General features: G+C 65.3%; 16 protein-coding genes. 10 read left to right on the forward strand and 6 right to left on the reverse strand.

Going from position 1 to position 16944, the window contains the following annotated elements:
- Positions 1-38: 38 nt before the first annotated feature.
- Entirely contained in the window at positions 39-704 is a 666-nt protein-coding gene (locus D0Z70_RS01690) for a thioredoxin domain-containing protein (RefSeq protein WP_119743661.1), read from the reverse strand.
- A 45-nt stretch (positions 705-749) separates the two neighbouring features.
- Positions 750-1292, reverse strand: a complete 543-nt coding sequence (locus D0Z70_RS01695; protein ID WP_119743750.1) for a DUF721 domain-containing protein — start codon at positions 1290-1292, stop codon at positions 750-752.
- A 26-nt stretch (positions 1293-1318) separates the two neighbouring features.
- Between D0Z70_RS01695 and D0Z70_RS01700 the strand changes: the two genes are divergently transcribed.
- From D0Z70_RS01700 to D0Z70_RS01715, 4 genes are read left to right on the forward strand one after another with little or no spacing between them, the layout of a single operon-like run.
- On the forward strand, positions 1319-2401 hold the full coding sequence (locus D0Z70_RS01700; protein ID WP_119743662.1) for an A/G-specific adenine glycosylase: 1083 nt from the start codon (positions 1319-1321) through the stop codon (positions 2399-2401).
- Entirely contained in the window at positions 2388-3305 is a 918-nt protein-coding gene (gene nudC / locus D0Z70_RS01705) for an NAD(+) diphosphatase (protein WP_182913807.1), read from the forward strand. Before D0Z70_RS01700 ends, nudC begins: the two co-directional genes overlap by 14 nt.
- A 42-nt stretch (positions 3306-3347) precedes the next feature.
- A complete protein-coding gene (locus tag D0Z70_RS01710; protein WP_119743664.1) occupies positions 3348-4694 on the forward strand; it encodes a TldD/PmbA family protein in 1347 nt (448 codons plus the stop codon).
- Complete coding sequence (locus D0Z70_RS01715) at positions 4681-5478, forward strand: 3'(2'),5'-bisphosphate nucleotidase CysQ (RefSeq protein ID WP_119743665.1); 798 nt, start codon at positions 4681-4683, stop codon at positions 5476-5478. Before D0Z70_RS01710 ends, D0Z70_RS01715 begins: the two co-directional genes overlap by 14 nt.
- A 6-nt stretch (positions 5479-5484) precedes the next feature.
- Here D0Z70_RS01715 and D0Z70_RS01720 read toward each other — a convergent pair whose 3' ends face one another.
- Both D0Z70_RS01720 and purD read right to left on the reverse strand, forming a co-directional pair.
- Positions 5485-6015, reverse strand: a complete 531-nt coding sequence (locus D0Z70_RS01720; RefSeq protein WP_119743666.1) for a hypothetical protein — start codon at positions 6013-6015, stop codon at positions 5485-5487.
- 65 nt (positions 6016-6080) lie between these two features.
- A complete protein-coding gene (gene purD / locus D0Z70_RS01725; protein ID WP_119743751.1) occupies positions 6081-7358 on the reverse strand; it encodes a phosphoribosylamine--glycine ligase in 1278 nt (425 codons plus the stop codon).
- A 7-nt stretch (positions 7359-7365) separates the two neighbouring features.
- On the opposite strand from purD, the gene xseA reads away from it, so the two are divergent.
- Genes xseA through D0Z70_RS01740 form a run of 3 tightly spaced genes read left to right on the forward strand, consistent with a single transcriptional unit; the run spans position 7366 to position 9949 of the window.
- Positions 7366-8862: an exodeoxyribonuclease VII large subunit gene (gene xseA, locus D0Z70_RS01730; protein ID WP_119743667.1), complete on the forward strand. Its 1497-nt coding sequence runs from the start codon at positions 7366-7368 to the stop codon at positions 8860-8862.
- Between the two features lie 35 nt (positions 8863-8897).
- Positions 8898-9110: a DUF2093 domain-containing protein gene (locus D0Z70_RS01735; RefSeq protein ID WP_119743668.1), complete on the forward strand. Its 213-nt coding sequence runs from the start codon at positions 8898-8900 to the stop codon at positions 9108-9110.
- The gene (locus D0Z70_RS01740) at positions 9107-9949 is read left to right on the forward strand and encodes a M23 family metallopeptidase (protein WP_119743669.1); all 843 of its coding nucleotides are present in this window, start codon (positions 9107-9109) and stop codon (positions 9947-9949) included. Before D0Z70_RS01735 ends, D0Z70_RS01740 begins: the two co-directional genes overlap by 4 nt.
- 5 nt (positions 9950-9954) lie before the next feature.
- On the opposite strand, the gene D0Z70_RS01745 is transcribed toward D0Z70_RS01740, so the two are convergent.
- Entirely contained in the window at positions 9955-10497 is a 543-nt protein-coding gene (locus D0Z70_RS01745) for a hypothetical protein (RefSeq protein ID WP_119743670.1), read from the reverse strand.
- A 395-nt stretch (positions 10498-10892) separates the two neighbouring features.
- On the opposite strand from D0Z70_RS01745, the gene D0Z70_RS01750 reads away from it, so the two are divergent.
- Entirely contained in the window at positions 10893-13949 is a 3057-nt protein-coding gene (locus D0Z70_RS01750; RefSeq protein ID WP_119743671.1) for a TonB-dependent receptor plug domain-containing protein, read from the forward strand.
- 213 nt (positions 13950-14162) lie between these two features.
- Here D0Z70_RS01750 and D0Z70_RS01755 read toward each other — a convergent pair whose 3' ends face one another.
- Positions 14163-15200, reverse strand: a complete 1038-nt coding sequence (locus tag D0Z70_RS01755) for a hypothetical protein (RefSeq protein ID WP_119743752.1) — start codon at positions 15198-15200, stop codon at positions 14163-14165.
- A gap of 84 nt (positions 15201-15284) precedes the next feature.
- On the opposite strand from D0Z70_RS01755, the gene D0Z70_RS01760 reads away from it, so the two are divergent.
- Positions 15285-16592 carry an aspartyl/asparaginyl beta-hydroxylase domain-containing protein gene (locus D0Z70_RS01760; protein ID WP_239018773.1) on the forward strand — a complete coding sequence of 436 codons (1308 nt, stop codon included), beginning with the start codon at positions 15285-15287 and terminating at the stop codon, positions 16590-16592.
- A gap of 75 nt (positions 16593-16667) precedes the next feature.
- Complete coding sequence (locus D0Z70_RS01765) at positions 16668-16919, forward strand: hypothetical protein (protein ID WP_119743672.1); 252 nt, start codon at positions 16668-16670, stop codon at positions 16917-16919.
- Positions 16920-16944: the final 25 nt, after the last annotated feature.

Below are 16944 nucleotides of genomic sequence, written 5' to 3' on the forward strand. Positions count from 1 at the left end.
TTATGGGCGGGTTGGCAGGTTTATTAGATCAGCTTAGATCAGCGTGCGGCAGGGGGCAATGCGGCCTGAAGCTTGCCCCAGTCCGATCCGGCGACCAGCGTGCCGTTGACGGTGAAGCCGGGGGTGCCGCTGATCTTCACCTTGTTCCACGCCTCGTCGGTCATCGCCATGATCTGCTTCATCGCCATGGGGCTGGCGATGCAGGCGTTAAGCTGGGCGGGGGTGTAACCGCGCTTGGCCATCAGCGTGTAGAGACCGGTTTTCTGGCCGATGTCGCGCAGCGCGGCGATCTGGTCGGTTGGCTTGGTGGCGTCGCGGTCATAGGCCTGGAGCTGTTCCATCCACGCATCCTGATTGGCGAACAAGGCCTCATGATTGCCCATGAAGCGCGCCGGGCCGCCGCAGCGGGCGAGCAGCGCGGCGGTCAGGTCATATTTGTCGCGCACGGCGTTGCGTACTTCGACGCTGACCTTGCCGCCCTTGACGTAGTTGGCCTTGAGCGGGGCGCTCGCCTCGCCAACGAAATGGGCGCAGTGGCTACAGGTGTAGCTGACATATTCGATCAGCTTGGTGGGCGCGGCGGGATTGCCCATGGCATGGCCGCCGATGGCCGAGATGGTGACGCGGCTGACCCAGTTGGCGGCAGGCGCGGCCAGGACGGCGACGGGAAGGGCGAAGAGAGCGAGGGGGAGCAGCTTTTTCATGAGTCACGTCCATTGAACGACTGGCCATGAACGCCAGCCGAATATTCAGCCGATTTTGGGCAGGCCGCTGCTGTTGGCAAGCCCCTGCGCCAGCGATTCCAGCACCGTGCGCAATTCCGGGTCGCCAATGTCGCGCAGCGAATCGCCCAGTTCCACCGGAATGGGTTTAAGGTTGCGCGGCGGCGGGCGGCGTTCGGCGGGGGTGGGCATGATCTCCCCCTGCCGCATCGCGACTTTCGCCACGGCGGCATAGCCGAAAAAGCGGTTCACCCTTTCGATGAGGTCAGGCAGCATATGCTGCACCATCGGCGCATGGCCGCTCATCACCGTCAGTTGCAGCGTACCGCCCGCCTTTTGCCCCACCGGGAAGCGGATCGATTCGGGGGCGGAAATGCTGGCATAATGGCTGCCGACGATTTCCGACCAGCGGGTGACGATGCTCGACTGGACGAAGCCGAATTTGCGGAAGGCGGCGCGGCCAATGTCGGGCATCAGGTCGGCGATTCGCCGCGATCCGCCGATGCGCGGGCGTTCTGCCGCAGGAATGGCGCGGCTTTTCACTTTAGGCGTCGGGGGGCGTTCCGTCATGGGCTGCACCATGGCATAGCGCCGCCATGCGCGTCGAGGGTGACATGACAAAGGACGGGGTAAAAATAGCAGCGGACCTGCTGGCCCATTATGATGTCCACGCCCGGCGCTTGGCTTGGCGCGCGCTGCCCGGTGCCAATGCCGCCGATCCCTACCGGGTGTGGCTGTCCGAAGTCATGCTGCAACAGACGACGGTGGCGGCAGTCGGCCCCTATTTCGCAAAGTTCACCGCGCGCTGGCCAAGCGTCGAGGCGCTGGCGGCGGCGGATGATGCAGACCTGATGGCGGCGTGGGCGGGGCTTGGCTATTATGCCCGCGCCCGCAATCTGCTCGCCTGCGCGCGCGCGGTGGTGCGCGACCATGGCGGGCTGTTCCCCGACACAGAGGAAGGGTTGCGCGCTTTGCCGGGGGTGGGAGCCTATACCGCCGCTGCGGTGGCCGCGATCGCCTTTGGCCGGCGCGCGGTGGTGGTGGACGCCAATGTCGAGCGGGTGGTGGCGCGGCTGTTTGCTATCGATACGCCGCTGCCTGCGGCCCGCCCGGCGATCCGCGCGGCGGCGGATGCGATCACGCCTGATGCGCGCGCGGGCGATTTTGCCCAGGCGATGATGGATCTGGGCGCGACCATCTGCACGTCGCGCAATCCGGCCTGCGGCATCTGCCCGCTGCGGAGCGATTGCGCGGCGGTGCGGACGGCTGATCCTGCGGCCTATCCGGTCAAGGCGGCGAAGAAGGTGCGGCCCCACCGGACTGGCCATGGCTGGTGGATCGAACGGGCGGACGGCCATGTCTGGCTGGTGCGCCGCTCGGACAAGGGGCTGCTGGGTGGGATGCGGGCGCTGCCCAGTTCCGACTGGAGCGCTGACCCTGATTCGACGCCGCCCTTTGCCGCTGACTGGCGGACGCTGGCCGAGCCGGTCGATCATGTTTTCACCCATTTCTCTCTGGCGCTGGCCGTCCACACGACCCATGTGGGGCAGGATCATGTTCCGCCCGATGCGGGCGAATGGTGGCCGGTCGCGCGCATTGCCGATGCGGGGCTGCCCACTTTATTTGCCCGCGCGGCGCAGGCGGTGTTGAAGGAGAAGGATGCGGATGCACGGCACTGACCCCCGGCTCGACGACCCGCCCGGCTTTGTCGGTGGCACGCTCGACCGCGTCGATCAAATCCGCACCAACCCTGTGCTGCTGGCCGAGACTTTCGCCGATCCGGCGGCGCGGCGGCTGGTGCTCGACGGGCTGGAGCCGGTGGAGGTTGATGGCGCGCTGGTGCTGGAGCCGATCGAGGCTGACGCGTGGGTCGAGGATCATGTGCTGTTGGGCGTTGATCCGACAGGGCGGCCTATATTTGCTGAACTGCTGGTCGAGTTGACAGGTGGTTCCGGTGCGACACCGCGTAGCCGGGGTTTGGCGGGTCAGGTGTCGGCGCAGGAACTGGCGCTCTATGGCACAGCGCGCAGTCTGCTGCATTGGCATGTGCGCCACCGTTTCTGTGCGGTGTGCGGAGGGAGGACTGCTCCGGTCAAGGCCGGCTGGGCGCGCAAGTGCGGGGCATGTCAGGCGGAACATTTCCCGCGGGTGGACCCGGTGTCGATCATGCTGGCGGAATATGAGGGCAAGGTGCTGCTGGGCCGCCAGCACGCCTGGCCACCGGGTCGCTATTCGGCGCTGGCGGGCTTTATCGAGCCGGGCGAGACGATCGAGGAAGCGGTCGCGCGCGAATTGTTCGAGGAAGCGGGCATCCGCGTCCATGATGTGCGCTATGTCATGAGCCAGCCCTGGCCTTTCCCATCCTCGCTGATGATCGCCTGCATAGCGCAGGCGACCGGCGATGCGCTGACGCTGGACGCGACCGAGATTGAGGACGCTTTCTGGTGCGATGCCGATGGCGTGCGCGCGGCGATGGCCGGGGAGCCGGAAGCGCCCTTCATCGCGCCGCCGCGCATGGCAGTGGCCTGGCACCTGCTCGACCGCTGGCTGGCGGGCGTTGCCCCGCGCGAACCAAGCGCGTAAGGCCGATCACTCCATTTGTCGTTTCGGGAATAGCTTGCCTCCATGCTCAGCCTAGAAGAAGCCCAGTCGCGCGCGCAGGATCTGGTGAGCGCCGCGCGCAAGGCGGGAGCGGATGCAGCCGACGCCATTTATGCCTGCAACGCCTCCACCAACGTATCGGTGCGGCTGGGGGCGCTGGAAGATGTGGAACGGTCCGAGGGCGAGGAAATCGGCCTGCGCGTGTTCATCGGCAACCGGTCGGCCAGCATTTCCGCGTCGGACATGAATCCCGCGACGCTCGGCACGCTGGTAGATCGTGCCGTGGCGATGGCGCGCGAGGCACCCGAAGACCCCTATGCCGGCCTCGCCCCGCAGGACCGGCTGATGAAGAAACGCCCGCCAGCGCTCGATCTGACCGATAGTGAGGAACCCGAACCCGCCGCGCTGCGCGAACGCGCGCTGGTGGCGGAGGAGGCGGCGCGCGCCGTGCCGGGCATCACCAACAGCGAAGGCGGCGGCGCGTCAAGCGGACGTAGCCAGGTGGCGCTGGCGACCAGCCATGGCTTTGCCGGTGCCTATGGCGCGACCAGCCATTCGACCTGGGCCAGCGTATTGGCTGGCGCGGGGTCCGACATGCAGCGCGACCATGCGAGCCACAGCGTGCGCCATCTGGAGGATCTGGACGATGCCGAGGCGATCGGCGTGCGGGCGGGCCAGCGGGCGGTGGCACGGCTGAACCCGGTCAAGGTCGATAGCGGCGTCATGCCGGTGATTTTCGATCCTCGCATCGGCTCCAGCCTGCTGGGGCATCTGATCGGTGGCATGGTTGGACCGGCGATTGCGCGGCGGTCGAGCTTTTTGCTCGAATCGCTGGGCGAGGCGCTGTTCGACGCGGGTGTCACCATCATAGACGATCCGCTGCTGGTGCGCGGCCTGAGATCGCGCCCGTTCGATGGCGAGGGGCTGCCGGTCGAGCGGCGCGCGCTGATCGACAAGGGGGTGCTGACCGGATGGCTGATGGACAGCGCGTCGGCGCGGCAATTGGGGCAGGAGCCGACCGGTCATGCCAGCCGGGGCGGCAGCGGCGCGCCGGGCGTCAGCATCACCAACGTCCATATGGAAGCGGGCAGCATATCGCCGGGCGACCTGATGGCGGACGTGAAGCGCGGCATCTATGTCACCGAACTGATCGGCATGGGCGTCAATGGCGTTACCGGCGATTATAGCCGGGGCGCGGCGGGCTTCCTGATCGAAAATGGCGCGGTCGCCCATGCCGTGTCGGAAATCACCATCGCCAGCAATCTGAAGGCGATGTTCAAATCGCTTGTCCCCGCCAATGACCTGCATTTCCGCTATGCGATGAACGTGCCGACGCTGCGCGTTGACGGGATGACCGTTGCCGGGGGCTGAACTGGATCTGCGCGCGATCGTGGCAGCCGTGTCGGACGCGGCTGATCATGCGCTGGCGCTATGGGCGGGCGGCGAGACGCGCGTGCGCCAGTGGGAAAAGGTGCCCGGCCACCCGGTGTGCGAGGCTGATCTGGAAGTGGACGGTCTGCTGCGCGCATCGCTGGGCGCGATTGATCCGGGCGCGGGATGGCTGTCGGAGGAGACCGCCGATACCGTGCATCGGCTGGGCGTATCGCGGGTTTGGGTGGTCGATCCGATCGACGGCACGCGCGATTATCTGCGCGGGCGACCCGGATGGGCAGTGTCGGTCGCTTTGGTCGAGGATGGCGCGGTGCGGTTGGGGATTCTCGCCGCGCCCGCTCGCAACGAATATTGGATCGCGCAGGCCGGGCAGGGGGCGACGCGCAACGGGCGGACTCTGCGTGCGGGATCGCGCGATGCTCTGGCAGGCGCGCGGGTGCCGGCCGAGCAATTGCCGCGCATCGACCGCGATCTGGTGACGGTGGCAAAGCCCAACAGCATCGCGCTGCGCATGGCGATGGTTGCCGCGGACGAGGCCGATCTGGTTGCCACGGTGCGCTGGGGCAATGAGTGGGACATCGCCGCCGCCGCGATCATCTGTCAGGAAGCGGGGGCGACGGTGACCGATGCGCTGGGCGATCCATTGCTGTTCAACCGGCCCCGGCCGACAGCCTTTGGCCTGCTCTGCGCAGCGCCAGGCATCCATGCCGCCGCCACGGAGCGACTGGCACCCCGCGCGCGGGAGATATTGGGCGGGGGCTAAATCGCCTTACAGCTTGCCATATTTGGCTTCGAACCCGGCAACATCGCCTGCCGCGAGATATTTGGCCTGGTCGATCCACTGGTCGCGGACCGGGCGGCCCTTGAAATTGCCGAGTTTCGCGTCGATCGCGGCGAGGTCCGTGTCGGTCCAGGCGGCGATCTGGGTGAAGCGGGTGACGCCGAGTTCGATCAGCAATGTCCTGAGTTTTGGACCCACGCCCTTCAGGCGGAGCAGGTCGTCCTCGCCATCCGGGGCAGCCGTGACGGCGGGGGACACAGGCACGGGTTCGGGTGCCGGTGTCGGTTCAACTGCGACGGGGGCAATCGGCGCGGCGATAGGCTCGACCGGCACGACGACGGGCGCAGCGGGCACCGGCTCCACAAAGGAAACAGGCGGGGTTTCGGCGGGCGGGGTTGGCGCGATGTCCTGCACAACGTCCTGCGCCTTGCCCCTGCCGGACAACAGAAAGACGAGGCCGATGATGACCAGCAGCCCGATCAGCAGCCACAGGCCATAGTCCATGAAAAATTCCTGCATCGCGCGTCGCCTTTCGTGAATATGCCGTGCCTATTTAGGGCTGTGTCGCCCCGCTCGGCAAGGCTTCATGCCTGTTCGCGGGCGACTTCGCGCCAGCCAATGTCGCGGCGGCAGAAGCCGGTGGGGAAGTCGATCGCATCGACCGCGGCATAGGCTGCCGCCTGCGCCGCGCCGACCGTATCGCCGGTCGCGGTCACATTGAGGACGCGGCCGCCATTGGCGACCAGCGTGCCGTCCTGATCGGCGGTTCCGGCATGGAACACCAGCGCGCCACCGGCCTGCGCCGCGTCGATGCCGCTGATCGCGCCGCCCTTGTCCGGGGTGCCGGGATAGCCATTGGCGGCCATGACGATGGTGAGCGCGGTGCGATCGGCCAATGTGACCGGACCTTGGGTTTCCAGCGTTCCCTGCGCAACGCTGAGCAGCAGGTCGACCAGATCGCCGTCGAAGCGCATCATCAGCACCTGACATTCCGGGTCGCCGAAGCGGGCATTATATTCGATCAGCTTGGGCCCCTGATCGGTCAGCATCAGCCCGGCATAGAGGACACCCGAATAGGGCATTCCTTCGGCGGCCATGGTGGCGACGGTTGGCTTGATGATCGTTTCGATCACCTGCGCTTCCAGCTCAGGGGTCAGCACGCGGGCCGGGCTGTAAGCGCCCATGCCGCCGGTGTTGGGCCCGGTATCGCCGTCGCCGACGCGCTTGTGATCCTGCGCCGATCCGAAGGGCAGGATGGCGGTGCCGTCGGTCAGCGCGAAGAAACTGGCTTCCTCGCCGGTCATGAACTCTTCCAGCACCACTTCCTCTCCCGCTGCGCCGAAAGCGCCGGAGAACATGGTGTCGAGGGCTTCGAGTGCCTCGTCACGGGTTTCGGCGATGATCACGCCCTTGCCCGCGGCCAGACCATCGGCCTTGATCACGACCGGGAGCGTGAAATCGTCGAGCGCGGCAATCGCGCCATCCTTGGACGTGACGCGGACATAGGCGGCGGTCGGGATGTTGGCGCGCTGGCACAGATCCTTGGTGAAGCCCTTGGACCCTTCAAGCTGGGCGGCTTTCTTGTTCGGGCCGAATACCGGCACGCCCATGGTGCGCAGATTGTCGGCGAGGCCATCGACCAGCGGCGCTTCCGGGCCGATGACGACAAGGCCGATCGAGTGGCGGGTGCAGAAATCGAGGACCGCGCGATGATCGGTCGCGGCAAGGTCGACCAATGTCGCGTGCTGGGCTATGCCGGGGTTGCCCCGCGCGGCGTAGAGCGTATCGAGCCGGGGCGATTGCGCCAGCTTCCACGCCAGCGCATGTTCGCGGCCACCGCCGCCAAGCAAAAGGATGTTCATGTCGCCCATGTCCCCGGATTTCGATGCCTATGACAATTCGGGCCGCCTGTTAGCGGAGGAACGCGCGGGCGACAACGCGCCGCCGCTGTCGGTCAGCGAATTGTCGGGGATGCTCAAGCGCACGGTCGAGGATCGCTTCGGCCATGTCCGGCTGCGCGGCGAGATTTCCGGGTTCAAGCGGGCGGCGTCCGGGCATCTCTATCTGGCGCTGAAGGACGATAATGCCGTGCTGGACGGGGTGATGTGGAAGGGTGGGGCGCAGCGGCTGGCCTTTGCGCCGCAGGACGGGGTGGAGGTGATCGCCACCGGCAAGCTGACCACCTATCCGGGGCGATCGAAATATCAGATCGTGATCGAGCGGATGGAGCTGGCGGGCGAAGGCGCGCTGATGGCATTGCTGGAGAAGCTGAAAGCGAAACTGGCTGGCGAAGGACTGTTTGCGGCGGAGCGCAAGCAGCGGCTGCCCTTCCTGCCGCGCACCATCGGCGTCGTGACGTCGCCCACGGGCGCGGTGATTCGCGACATTTTGCACCGGCTGGCGGATCGCTGCCCGACCAATGTGCTGGTCTGGCCGGTGCTGGTGCAGGGACAGGGGGCTGCCGAGCAGATTGCGCGGGCGGTGCGTGGTTTCAGTGCGATGGAAGCCGGCGGGCCGCTGCCCCGGCCCGATCTGGTGATCGTGGCGCGGGGTGGCGGGTCGATCGAGGATCTGTGGAGCTTCAACGAGGAAATCGTCGTGCGGGCGGTGGCCGACTGTTCGATCCCGATCATTTCGGCGGTCGGGCATGAGACGGACACGACGCTGTGCGACTATGCCGCCGACATGCGCGCGCCAACCCCAACGGCGGCGGCGGAAATGGCGGTGCCGGTGCGGGCGGAGTTGCTGGCGGGCTTGAGCGAGATGGGCCTGCGCGCCGGGCGCGCGGTGCGGCGCGGGGCGGGGCAGGCGAGGGAAAGGCTGGAGATGCAGGCGCGGCTTATGCCGACGCCCGATATGTTGCTGGCCCCGCAGCGGCAGCGGCTCGACCAACTGTCCGATGCGCTGGGCAGCGGGTTGCGTCACCGAATCGCGGATGCGCGCGCCCGTCTGGGAGAAACTGGCGGCGCATTGCGGCGTCCGCTGCTTGAGCAATATCTTAAGCGCGCGACCGAGCGGCTGGACAGGTTGCGCCCCCGCCCGGACTATCTGGCGCGAGTGTATCGCGATCGTGCGACGGCGCTCGACCGGGTGTCGCGCCATTTCGCCTCGCTAGACCCCGACCTGCCGCTGGCGCGCGGCTATGCGCGGGTGATGGCGGGCGGACGACTGGTCCAGTCGGTCGCGGCGGCGCAGGCGGCAGGTGCGGTGACGCTGCATTTCCGGGACGGGACGGTCGATGCGACGGTCGGGCAAGGCGGGGCATCGCTTGAGAAGCCCGGCCCAGCCGCTATATCTGCCCCACCACGCCCGGCACGCAAAGCGCGCGGCCCGGATGACGTGCCGCAGCAGGATTTGTTTTCGTGAAGCGCCAGACAGGCCGACCCCAGAAAGGCTGACCCATGTTGATGTCCAACAGCGACCGTGCCGCCCGGCTCCATTATATGGCCTATAGTTTCCGCGTGTTGCAGGCGGGCGACCATGTGCTGTGCGCGGTGACGGGCCAGAAAATCGCGCTGGAGGATCTGCGCTACTGGAGCATCGCGCGGCAGGAACCCTATGCCAATGCCGAAGCCTCCGCGCGGGCCGAGATCAAGGCGACCGGCGGGCGATGAGGCGCTGGGCGGCGGCGCTGCTGATCGCGCTGGCCGGGGCATCGACGGCTGCCGCGCCCGTGCAGACGGGGGCGGATTTCGCGATCGCCGGACCAGTGACGCAGGGCGGGGCGCTGCTCGGCACCGCGCCGACTGGGACCGTTGCGCTGACGCTGGATGGCAAGCTGGTCCCGGTCGATGGTGACGGCCGGTTCCTGATCGCCTTCGATCGCGATGCCGGGCCGACCGCGCGGCTGGTCGCGCGGCTGGCCGATGGGCGAGCGGTGGAGCGCCCGATCGCCATTGCCCCCCGCGCCTGGCGGATCGAACGGATCAATGCGCCAATGCGCCCGACCAAAAGCACCGAGGCATTTCTGGCGCTGCGCAAGCCGGAACTGGAGCGGATCGCGGCTGCGCGGGCGGTGGTGACGGACGCCAAAGGCTGGCGGCAGCACTTCATCTGGCCCCGCATCGGCCGCCTGTCCGGCTTGTTCGGATCGCAGCGTGTCTATCAGGGGACGCCGGGTGCCTATCATGGCGGGGTCGATATTGCAGGCGCGACCGGCGCGCCGGTGGTGGCGCCGGCTGACGGGGTGGTAGTGCTGGCGGCGGCGGACAAGCCCTTCACGCTGGAGGGGCATTTGCTGATGATCGACCATGGCCATGGCCTGGGCAGCGCCTTCCTCCATCTGTCGCGGATCGACGTGAAGCCGGGCGATCATGTGGCGCAGGGGCAACGTATCGGCGCGGTCGGCGCGACCGGGCGCGCGACCGGGCCGCACCTTCATTGGGGAATGAAGTGGAATGACGCGCGGATCGACCCGCTGCTGCTTGCGGGACCGATGCCGAACGGGTTGTAAGCGCCCTAGCTGATCCGTTTCATCCGCACCGCGCGGCCGCCATCGACCTTGCCCATGAAACTGCCCATGGCGGCGCGTTTCAGTTCGATCGGCTGGCCCACCTTGGGATCACGCGCGGTCATCGCTTCGGTCGTCACCCACTGCGCGCCGTCCTCCAGCCCGATCTGCCATTTGCCATAGCCAAGGCTGCGGACCGACGCGATCACCGCCTGGATATGGGTGACGCCTTCTTCGGCTTGGCCCTCTTCCTTGTCATCACCGCCGCCCAGGAAGGGCAATTTGGGGAAGGAGAAGCCGAACAAGGTCTTGCGCGTCTTGTTCAGTTCGCCCTTGTCCAGCACCACCACTTCATCGCGTTGCGCCGCAGCATCCATCGCGCCGACCTGCCGGTCGAAACAGGCGAGCCGTTCGGCATCGACGGGAATCGTGCGGCACTGGAGCAGGTTGGTGAAGATCTCCGGCCGGGGCTGCTGCCGCTGCGGCGCGGCGGAGGATGGGGCCGCGATGCATAGCGGGACCAGCAAAAACAGTGCGCGCAAGCCCGTCATAAATCGTCTCTCCATCGCGTCGGACATACTATGTCCCTACCATGCACCCGCCAGAGGCAAGGTCAATATGTGTCCGCTGACCCCGCCTGAACTCCCGCGATGTCACAATAGGCCTGCCCTGCCGGATCGCACGATATGATTGCTGCATCCTGTTGCACACTCATGTAATTATCTTGCTAATCACCTGTAAAACAGTCATGCCACGTTCATGTTGCAATAATGATACAGGGGCATCCAAAAGCGGTGAATGCCCTTTTCCCCGGCTTTACAGCGCCCTTAACCCCGCGCAGTTTCCCGCCATCCATATGGGGGGATCGCTGTCGGGCACCATGTCCCCCCATAGGTAAACATTAGTGGCAGGCCATCTGCCAGCCTCCAGAGCAAGGGACTGGACCGTGAAGACATTTTCCAAGAGGGCACTTTTGCGTGCCAGCGTCGCACCGGCGATTCTGGGCGCGTCGCTGATCGCGACCGCCGCTATCGCACAGGATGCGCCGCAGGCGGCCGAAGCCGATGCGGGCGACACCATCATCGTCACCGGATCGCTGATCAAGAACCCCAATCTGGCGCGTTCGACCCCGGTTACGGCGACCACCGCCGACCAGATCGAACTGAAGCAGAACAACACTGCCGAAGAAATTCTGCGTGAAATTCCTGGCATCGTTCCCAGCATCGGTTCGGCCGTCAACAACGGCAATGGCGGCGCTTCGTTCGTCGATCTTCGCGGCCTGGGTTCCAACCGCAACATCGTCCTGATCGACGGCAACCGTCTGGTTCCTGCCGAACTGAACGGCCGTTTCGACCTTAATAACATCCCGCTGGCACTAATCGACCGGGTTGACGTGCTGACCGGTGGTGCGTCGACCACCTATGGTGCAGACGCCATTTCGGGTGTCGTCAACTTCGTCACCAAGTCCGACTTTGCCGGCCTGGAAGCGAATATCGCCAACCAGCTGACCGAAGAAGCCGACGGCCATTATGTCCGCGCCGACCTGACGCTGGGCGCCAATTTCGACGACGGCCGCGGCAACGTGGTATTCTCGGTTGGCTATCAGCAGTCCGACCCGGTCTATCAGGGCGATCGCAGCTTCTCTGAATTTGCGATCGATTCCTTCTCTGGCGCGAGCGGCGGTTCGGGCACTTCGACCCCATCGCGTTTCGGCGGTGTCAGCACGACCGGCCTGGATTCGATCACCACGCAGTGCGGCGCAACCGGACAGCCAGCCTGTAATTCGGTGCAGGGCAATCGTCAGGTAACGGCAGCAGGCGGTGATTTCCGTTCGACCTCTGCGTTCGACGCCTATAACTTCAACCCCTTCAATATCTTCCAGACGCCGTTCGAGCGCTTCAACATGTACGGCGCAGGCCGTTACGAAGTCAGCGACGCGGTGGAAGTCTATTCGCGCGGCATCTTCTCGAAGAATACCGTTAGCACGATCATTGCACCGTCGGGTTCGTTCGGTATCACTGCACCGATCTCGCTGGCCAACCCCTATATGTCGGCAGCCCAGCGCAGCGCATTCTGCGCGTTCGACGTTGACCCTCGCGCAGGTTATCGTGCGCGCTTCAGCGCAGCGGATTGCGCTGCTGGCACCGGCACCATCGGTACTGCATTGGCGAGTGAGTTCGTCGCTGCCGACATGAACGGCGATGGCGTGGTCGGTGCAGGCGAAGGGTTTAACTCCAATCCTGCCGTTACTGTCAGCCGCCGTGCAACTGAACTCGGCCCGCGTATCTCCGACTTCACCACCACCTTCTTCGATTATCGTATCGGCGCGCGCGGCGGTATCACAGACTCGATCGACTGGGATCTGTCGGGTAGCTATGGCGAGTCCGAGAACGTCCAGACCCAGCAGGGCTACTGGCTGAACTCGCGCATCCGCCAGGCGTTGCTGGCGACGAACACGACGAGCTGCATCGATGAATCCAACGGTTGCGTCCCGCTCAACCTGTTCGGCCCTGATGGTTCGATCACGGCAGAGCAGAATGCGTTCCTGACCGCCAACAGCCAGGTCATCACCAAGACCTCGCTGGCACAGGTCAAGGGCACCGTCAGCGGCGACTTCGGCGTTGCATCGCCCTTTGGCACCGACAGCCTGGCCTTCGCGCTGGGTGGCGAATATCGCAAATATGGCGCCAGCCAGGAATCCGATCTGCTCTCGCAGTCGGGCGATCTGGGCGGTGCCGGCGGTGCGGCCCCGAACATCAATGGCGGCTATGACGTCTATGAAGCCTATGGCGAGCTCATCCTGCCGCTGGTGCAGGACAAGCCTTTCTTCCAGGATCTGACGCTGGAAGCGGGTATCCGCTATTCCGACTATTCGGTCGATGGCGGTTCGGGCTATAACACGACCACCTGGAAGGTCGCCGGTAACTGGACGCCCGTCGATGGCATCAAGTTCCGCGGCAACTATTCGCGCGCCGTCCGTGCACCGAACATCGCCGAACTGTTCGCCCCGCAGAACACCACGTTGACCAACCTCGACAGTGATCCTTGCGCTGGTGCGGCACCGACGACCAACGCCAATCTGGCTGCCGTCTGTATCGCTCAGGGTGCTCCTGCCGGTTCCATCGGCTCGATCACCAACGATCCGGCTGGCCAGGTGAACTCCACCGGTGGCGGTAACCTCGCCCTCGGCCCGGAAAAGTCGAACAGCTGGGGTCTGGGCGTGTCGCTTCAGCCAGCAGCCCTGCCGGGCTTCAGCCTGACGGTCGATTATTACAACATCAAGATTACGGGTGCGATCACCTTCCCGACGCCTGATGACGTGATTTCGGCCTGCTTCGACAACATTACCGCCGCCAGTGCGTCGGATCCAGCTTGTACGTCGATCCGTCGCAGCGCCAGCACCGGTGAACTGTTCGGCGAAGCCGCCGCTGTGCCTGGTCTGCCGCAGGCTCTGTCAAACCTGGGCAAGTTGGCCACCGACGGTATCGACGTTCAGCTGAACTATCAGAAGGATGTCGGTTTCGCGAAGTGGGCGCTCAGCGCCAACGGCAACTGGACCAACAGCTCGACGTTCCAGGCAACCCCGACGTCGCTCAACCGCGAATGCGTTGGCCTCTACAGCGTCAACTGCGCCTCGATCCAGCCCAAGCTGTCCTGGTCGGTGCGTAACACCCTCTCGTTCAAGTCGGTCGATCTGTCGCTGCTGTGGCGCTATATCGACAGCGTGAAATATGAGGATGGCGATGCGTTCGTCGGCACGCTGAACGGCAAGGAAGTCGATTTCAACCGTATCCCGGCTGAACATTATTTCGATCTGACCAGCCGCTTCCACGTTTCGGATGAGGTCACGCTGACCATGACCGTGCAGAACCTGCTGGACAACCAGCCCAAGGTGGTCGGCAACAGCATCGGTTCGACGACCTACAACAGCGGTAACGTCTATCCGTCGACCTACGACGCGCTGGGCCGCCGCTACACGGTCGCTGCCAAGCTGCGCTTCTGATCCTTCGATCAGGCAAGACAAAGAAAGGGGGCCGGTGGCGACACCGGCCCCCTTTTTCTATGGTTGAGAATGGTGGGCGCGCTATAGCGCCAAAAAATGGGGCATTTTAACAGGAACCTTTCGCCCTGAACCTGTCGAAGCCCTGTCCCTCTTTAGCAGTGCAGTCCTTCGACAGGCTCAGGGCGAACGGGTTAAGGGGGCTACGCCTTGCTTCTACCCGTGGATCAACGACCGGGGCAGATGCAGCGTAATTCCCGCATTGTCGGCCAGCACCGTTGCCCAATGGGCCACCTTGGCGACCTCGTCGGCATGGACTTCCAGCCCGCGCTGCGCCGCCTCCGCGCGTTGGCCAGGCGTAAAGGTCGCGCCATTTTTGGCGTCGCGGGCAAAGACCGGGCCGTTGGCAATTGCGGTGACCGCTGCATCGTCCAGCGCCAGTCCGAACAGGCGGGCCAGCGCGGCCAGAGTCTCTGTCGGCCTCGCCACCAGTGCTTCACTGTCCAGGGTGGCGACACGCGCACCCAATTGATCGCACAGCGTCTGGAACTGGCGCTGTTGCGCCAGCCAGCCGACTGCTGCGACCTGAATGTCGGTCAGCCCCAGATAGTCGGAGGGTGCGATGCCCAGCGGCTCGATCATCCCTTCGCGCAATAGCTTCTGGAACAGGTCGCGTACCCAGAGCCGCCCCCACATCCCCTTGCGCGCGATCGAGGCGAGATAGGGTTCGAGCGGTGCATGGAGCAGCAGCGCACGGGCATCGGGCCGCAAGCCCATGATTGCGGGGATCAGCGGATTGATGAGGTTGGAGGGTTTAAGCACCACCGCCTCACCTGGGCCGAACGGGCGGGCGAGCAGATGCAGGCTGGCGTCCAGCACGCGCGCAACTTCCGGCCCCTTCGCGCCGCGATGCCGCCAGCCGATCAGGTCGTTGAGCAGCACGGGTTCCTTGAGGCCCATCGAAACGCCGGGAATATCCATCGCGGCGGCCAGCAGGGTCGAGCAGCAATAGGCCGAATGGAACAGGAAATGGATTGGCGCGCGGGGCGGCGCATGGGCCGTGGCATCTGCCAGTCGCAACACCAGCGGCGCGTCCGTCTCGCCCAGATGCTCGTCCGTCAGGAAGGGGATGTCGCCATGCCGCGCGCGCGGAACCAACCGCATATGGACCGCGTCATGCCCCGGATCATAGCGATGGGCCAGCCATTGGGCATTGCGCATGATATCGCGGATCGCAGGATCGGGAGAGGTCATGGCGACCAGCCTTCGCATGGCTTTTCGGGTCATTCAAGCCGCCGGGCTTTCCCCTACTTGCCAGCGCCCCGGCTTGTGGTAGCGATGCGAGGCAAGAAGCTGGGGGGCTTTATGGAATTGGCGGTTGGTCGGTTGGTGCAGCAGGCGGTGGAAGCGCGGCGGCAGGGACGTGTCGCGGCGGCCGAGCAATTGCTGAACGATGCGCTCGCGCGGCAGCCCGGCGAACCGCAGGCGCTCAACCTGCTGGGGATGATTGCGCTCGACCGGCGGGATTTTGCAGTGGCCAGCACGCATTTTCGTGGTGCGGCGGCGGCCGATCCCGGGGAAGCGGCGCTGTGGATGAATGTCGCATCGGCGGAGCGCGGGCTGGGCGCGGCGGAAGCGGAGCGGGCGGCGTTGCAGGCGGCGATCGACATCGACCAGCGCAATTTGATGGCGCAAATCCGCATGGCGCAGCTCCAGCAACGGCTGGATGAACGGCAGGGTGCGGCGGACAGTTGGGGCAAGGCATTGGCGCTGTCGGCAGGCTTGCCCGACCTGCCGCCCGCACTGGTAGAAACTTTGGTGCAGGCACGCGACTTCGTCACCGCGCATCAGGTCGAGTTTGCCGCCTTTGTCGAGACGGGCGTGGCGGCGCAATTGACGGCGGCGGACGCGGTGACGCAGCGGCGCTTTCAGGCCTGTCTTGATCGGGAATTTGGCCGTCGGACGATCTACCAGAATCAGTGTTCGGGCCTGCATTACCCCTTCCTGCCCGCCGACGAATATTTCGACCGGCAACATTTCCCCTGGATGGACGCGCTGGAGGCGCAGACCCAGGCGATCCGCGCGGAATTTCTGGCCATGATCGGGCAGAATGACGGAGCGATCCGGCCCTATGTGCGGCAGGATGCTGGCACGCCGCAGAATAAGTGGACTGCGTTGGACGGGTCGCTCGATTGGGGGGCGGCCTTTCTGTGGGAATATGGCATGCGGAACGAGGCGGTGTGCGCCGCCTGTCCGCAGACAGTCGCGGCGCTGGAGGCGTTGCCGCGTGCCGACATTCCGGGGCGAGCGCCATCGGCCTTCTTCTCCTTGCTCAAACCGCACAGCCGGATTCCGGCGCATACTGGCGTTACCAACACACGCGCGATCGTCCATCTGCCGCTGGTCGTGCCGCCGGGTTGCTTTTTTCGTGTCGGAGGTGAAACGAGGGCGTGGCAAGAAGGGGTCGCCTTTGCCTTTGACGACACGATCGAACATGAGGCGTGGAATGACAGCGATCATTTGCGGGTGGTGCTGATTTTCGACGTGTGGAACCCGCATTTGTCGCTTGCGGAGCAGGCGTTATTAAAGCAATTCTACGCCACGGCCGATGCAAGCAAGACGAAGGACGTCCTGCCGCGCATCTGATCGACGGCATGGAGTCTGGCCCGTTGCGAGAGACGAGGCCAGCGCTGCCGCCTATCCAGGAGAATGAGAGTGCGAATGTTCAAGGCAGTGATTGCGTCCAGCCTGATCGTCATGGCCATGCCGGTGCTGGCGCAGGACAAGGCTCCGCTGGACAAGAATGATCCCAATGCAGTGCGGTGCAAGCGGTTCCAGGTCACCGGGTCGCTGGTGAAGAAGGAACGGGTCTGCAAGACCAACGCAGAATGGCGGACGATCACCGAACAGCAGAATCGCGATGCCGACGACATCATCACCCGCAGCCGTGCGGGGATGAACCCCAACGGGTGAGGTGCGGGAGGGGCGTGGCCCCTCC

The sequence above is a fragment of the Sphingobium terrigena genome (assembly GCF_003591655.1).
GTDB lineage: Bacteria > Pseudomonadota > Alphaproteobacteria > Sphingomonadales > Sphingomonadaceae > Sphingobium > Sphingobium terrigena.